Origin of the sequence: Phenylobacterium sp. (assembly GCF_030654915.1) — a bacterium.
Taxonomy (GTDB): Bacteria; Pseudomonadota; Alphaproteobacteria; order Caulobacterales; family Caulobacteraceae; genus Phenylobacterium.
The window spans coordinates 1-5,050 of record NZ_JAURWM010000051.1; the positions used below are offsets into that span (position 1 = coordinate 1).

A 5,050-nucleotide genomic window follows, 5' to 3' on the forward strand; every position below is an offset into this window, starting at 1 on the left:
CCGAACCGCGGATCGACTTATGTAGGGCCGATAAGAGGTTGTAGTGCACCTCGCGATCCTTGTCGTAGGCCGGGCTGCGCTTTTGCAGGATCTGGCCAAGTTCCTTGGTCGAGAGCGGCTTGTCCGACCCGATGTTGAACAGGGTCTCGGCCAAGGTCAGCAGATAGCGGCCATCGCCGTCGGCCAGGGCGACCAGGGCCTCGCGGGCCTCCGGCTCCAGCGGCAACGCCTTGCCCTCATGGATCTCGGCCTTGCCCAGCAGGCTGGCCAGGGCCTCGTCGTCCAAGCGCTTCAGCACATAGACCTGGGCGCGCGACAAGAGCGCCCCGTTCAGCTCGAAGGACGGGTTCTCGGTGGTCGCCCCGACCAGGGTGACGATCCCCTCCTCCACAAACGGCAGGAAGCCGTCCTGCTGGGCGCGGTTGAAGCGGTGAATCTCGTCGACGAACAGCAGGGTCGCCTGGCCGGCGGCGCGGCGCATCCGCGCCTGTTCGAAGGCCTTCTTCAGGTCGGCGACGCCGGAGAACACCGCCGAGAGCTGTTGGAATTCATAGCCGGCTTCCTTGGCCAGCAGCCGCGCGATGGTGGTCTTGCCGGTGCCCGGCGGGCCCCAGAGGATCATCGAGGCCAAGCGCTTGGCCTCGGCCATCCGCCGGATCGGACCTTCTGGACCCAGCAGGTGGTCCTGCCCCACGACCTCGTCGAGCCTTTGCGGGCGCAGTCGGTCGGCGAGCGGAGACGGCGCGTGCGGCGTCAGCCCGGCAGCTTCGAAGAGATCGGCCATGGGGTGTTCTAGCAAATGCCGCGCGAGATGTGATGGGCCTTGAGAGCGGCGCTTCGCGCCGCCCCCTCAACTAGCCTCTACCGAGGGAGAGGTCGGTGAGGGGGCGGCGACGTCAAAGTCAGGTCCGGAAGTTGGCTGTGACTTCCTGGCCGTTGCGCACGATGGTCACCTGCCATTGGCCGCCGCCGGCGCCGAGCACGCTCATCAGGTCCTTGACCGTGGCGACTTGGCGACCATTGACGGCCTTGATCAGGTCGCCCGGGCGCGGGCCCGCGTTCATCGCAAAGCCGCGGCCGATATTGGTCACCATCACGCCCCGGCCCAGGAACGGATCGAGGCCCAGTTCGTCGGCCACGGCCGGCGACAGGTTGACCACGGTCGCCCCGTCGAACGGATTTCGGCCGGAAATCACCTGCTGGTCGCGGGCCGGCGTGGCGGGCGGGGCCTCGGCGCGCAGGGTCATGGCCTGCTCGCCCCCGCCCCGGCGCACGCCCAGCTTGATCTGGTCTCCAGGCCGGCGCGAGGAGATGGCGTAGGATACGGCCGCGGCGTCGACCGCCGGACGGCCGTCGACGGAGACAATCACGTCGCCCTGGCGCAGGCCGGCGCGGGCGGCCGGGCCGTTCGGCCAGATATCGGCGACCAGCGCGCCTTGGGGAACGCTGAGGCCCATGCTGCGCGCCATCTCGCCGGTCACGGTCTGGGTGCGCGCGCCCAGCCACGGCCGCACGACGGCCTGGCCGCCGCCGGCCGCGGTCTCGACCACGCGCCGCACGATGGCGGCCGGCACCGCGAAGCCGACGCCGGAGGAGGAACCCGAACGCGACAGGATGAAGCTGTTCACCCCGATCAGGTCGCCGTCCATGTCGACCAGCGCCCCGCCGGAGTTGCCCGGATTGATCGCCGCGTCGGTCTGGATATAGGCGTTGGAGGTGTCGCCGTTCGGGTCCGCCGTCCGGTTCAGGGCCGAGATGATGCCGTTGGTCACCGTCTGGCCGACGCCGAAGGGATCGCCGATGGCCAGCACCAGGTCGCCGACCTGGGCCTCGTTGGAATCATCGATCGCCAGCACCGGCAGGCGCTCATTGCCGACATCGATCTTCAGCACCGCCAGGTCGGTGCGCGGATCGGCCAGCAGGACGCGGGCCACATACTCGCGGCGGTCGGCGAGCGCGACGGTGATCTCCTGCCCGCCTTCGACCACGTGGTTGTTGGTGACGATCACGCCGTCGGCGCGGACGATGACGCCAGAGCCTAGCGAACCCTGGATCCGCTCGCGCGGGGCCCCGCCGCCGAACATCTCCCAGAACGGATCGGGACGCGTCCTGACCAAGCGCTTGGAGGAGATGTTGACCACAGCTGGGGCGGCGCGTTTCACCACGGGGGCGAACGAGGCCTTCATGGTCATGCTGTCGCCTGGCGCCGCCCGACTGGGCTGAGCCAGTGGCGGGATCTGAGCGTTCGACTTGCCAGCGGGATCGGAACAGGCCGCAAGAACGGCCAAGGCGGGGATCAGAACGCGATAGGCGCGCATAGACTCTCCAAGCATCGTCGTGAACCCACCACTCTCAAGAGTATTCCGGGCGCAATGATGGCGTTGATTTAGGCCTGGTTTTGACTTGAGGGAACCTCGCGAACGAAGAGAACCACCAGAAGAAGCCCGATCGCCGTGAGGACCCCGCCGGCGATGATCGAGGAGCCCGACCAGACCGCCGCCATGCCCGGCGCGATCGACCAGGCGAAGGCCTGGGTGGACAGGATCGGCCCGAACAGTCCGGTCATGCTGGAGATCGAACTCATCGCTCCCTGCAACCTGCCCTGCTCGGTCGCATCGACCTTGGCGGTCATCATCGATTGCAGGGCTGGTCCCGCGACGTTGGCCAAGGCGCCGGGCAGGTTCACGGCCCAGAATATCGGGCCGGTCGGCGCCAGGCCGACGCCGACATAGCAAAGCACCTGGACGACCAGCCCGCCGATCACCGTCCGGCGCTCGCCGAACCATCTGACGAAGCGGCCGGCCAACTGGCTCTGCACGACGATGTTCACCGCGGCGAAGGCGCTGGCGAAGATGCCGAGCGCCAGCGGATCCCAACTGTAGCGGTGGGCCGTATAGAGGACGAAGACGCTGTTCATCGCGTGCATCGCCAGCCACAGCAGCACCAGGACAAGCGCCAAGACCGGCAGTCCCTTTCGCGAGACGAGCAGGTTCAACGCCCCGACCGGATTGGCCTTGCGCCACGACATCGGCGCGCGGTTCTCGCGGGGGAGCGACTCCGGCAGGACGAACAGGCCGTAGAGGCCGTTCAGCAGCGACACCGCCGCGGCCGCCCAGAAGGGCGCGCGCGGATCGACCGAGCCGAGCAGACCGCCCAGGGCGGGACCAAGGATCACCCCTGTCCAGGCCGCCGCATTGAGCCAGCCATAGCTCTTGGCGCGTTCTTCCTGCGGCGTGATGTCGGCGACATAGGCCATGGCGGCGGCCTGGGCGCCGGCCGTCAGGCCGCACAACGCCCGGCCGATCAGCAGCCAGGCCAGGGTCGGCGCCAGCGCCATGATCATCAAGTCGATGGCTAGGCCGAACACCGAGATCAGGATCACCGGGCGCCGCCCGAACCGGTCCGACAACATGCCGATCACCGGGGCGGCCACGAACTGGGCCACTGACCAGATGGCGATCAGCACGCCGATCCAGCGCGCCGCGCCCTGGACATCGCCGCCCAGCAGTTCCTCCACCAACTTGGGCAAGACGGGGAAGACGATGGTGTGGGACACCACGTCCAGGCAGATGGTCACGCCGATGAAGCGCAGACCGGCGCGTCGGCGCAGGTCGGAACGGGTTTGCACGCCCACAGGCGGCGTCAGGTCGGATGGGATTGTCATGAACGTCTCGAGAGACCGGTCCGCGGCGGCGGCCGGTGAGGGATATGGCGCAAAGCGGCAGGCCGGCGATCTCGCCAGCGTCCGTGAGCCTAGGCCCTCATCGTCTCGATCATTCCTGTCATGCTGGCCACGATCCTAGGTCGCCACCCACGAAACGCAAGCGCCGGTTAAGCCGCCTCCGCCACCGGCGCCCGCGCCACCCGAAGCGCCAGCACGAAAGCCGCGACCAGCAGGCCGGAGGCCAGATAGATGGCCAAGCCCGGCTGATGCATGATCCCCTCGTGCCGGATCGACCAGGCGAAGGTCAGGCCGAAGATCACCGGCCCGATCACCGAGGCGATGCCTTGCAGGCTTTGGTTCGCGCCCTGGAGTTGCCCCTGCCCTGACGGCTCGACACGGCGGGTCATCAGTCCCTGCAGGCCCGGCTGCAGGAAGTTCATCAGGGCGAAGACCGGCACGCCCAGGAAGTAAACCCAGCCGCTGGGCGCAAAGCCGTAGATCGCAAAGCCAGTGGCCCCTGCCGCGGCGCCCAGCAGCAGCGCGCCACGCTCGCCGATCTTGGCCACCACGGGGCCGACCAGCAGGGTCTGGACAATGACGCCGGCCACGCCGGTCGCCATCATGGTCAGGCCCATGAACCCCGGCGTCCAGCCATAGCGGTAGCCGGTGTAGAGCACAAAGATCGCCGGCAGGACGGTGTGGGCCAGTTGGAACAGGAACCCCACGGTCGCAAGGCCCAGCAGGTCGGCGTGCGAGCGCAGGAAGACCAGCGACCCGACCGGATTGGCCCGCTTCCAATCGAACTTCGCCACCCGCTTCTCGGGCGGCAGCGACTCCGGCAGGACGAAGAAGCCGTAGAACCAGTTGATGGTGGTCAGGCCCGCGGCCACGAAGAACGGCAGCCGCAGGTCGATGTCGCCCAGGAACCCGCCGAGCGCCGGTCCCACCAGGAAGCCGAAGGAGAAGGCCGAGCCCATCCAGCCGAACGCCTTGGCGCGCTTATCTGGCGGCGTAACGTCGGCCACATAGGCGTTAGCCGTGGAAAAGCTGGCCGCCGTCAGCCCATTGATCACCCGACCGACGAACAGCCAGGCGAGGGTGGGGGCCAGGGCCATGAACAGGAAGTCGATCGCCAAGCCCGCCAGCGACACCAGCAGGATCGGCCGGCGACCGAACCGGTCCGACAGCATGCCTAGGATCGGCCCGCAGAACAGCTGCATCACCCCCCAGACCGCGCCGAACACCACGTTCCACTCAGACGCCGCCGCCGTGTCGCCGCCGGTGAATTCCTTGATCAGGTTCGGCAGCACCGGGATCATGATCCCGAACGAGATCGCGTTGATGACCGCCGCGGCGAAGATGAACCGGAACGCACCGGTCCATTGC

At 68.1% G+C, this 5,050-nt stretch carries 4 protein-coding genes; all 4 read right to left on the minus strand.

The window, feature by feature from the left end; genetic code table 11:
* Window positions 1-784, minus strand: a 784-nt coding sequence (locus Q7T84_RS02245) for an AAA family ATPase (protein WP_304806011.1), incomplete at its 3' end; no start/stop codon positions are given.
* A gap of 118 nt (window positions 785-902) precedes the next feature.
* Complete coding sequence (locus Q7T84_RS02250) at window positions 903-2,318, minus strand: Do family serine endopeptidase (RefSeq protein ID WP_304806012.1); 1,416 nt, start codon at window positions 2,316-2,318, stop codon at window positions 903-905.
* A gap of 68 nt (window positions 2,319-2,386) precedes the next feature.
* Entirely contained in the window at window positions 2,387-3,664 is a 1,278-nt protein-coding gene (locus Q7T84_RS02255; protein ID WP_304806013.1) for an MFS transporter, read from the minus strand.
* 167 nt (window positions 3,665-3,831) lie between these two features.
* Window positions 3,832-5,025, minus strand: a complete 1,194-nt coding sequence (locus Q7T84_RS02260; RefSeq protein ID WP_304806014.1) for a TCR/Tet family MFS transporter — start codon at window positions 5,023-5,025, stop codon at window positions 3,832-3,834.
* Window positions 5,026-5,050 lie beyond the last annotated feature (25 nt).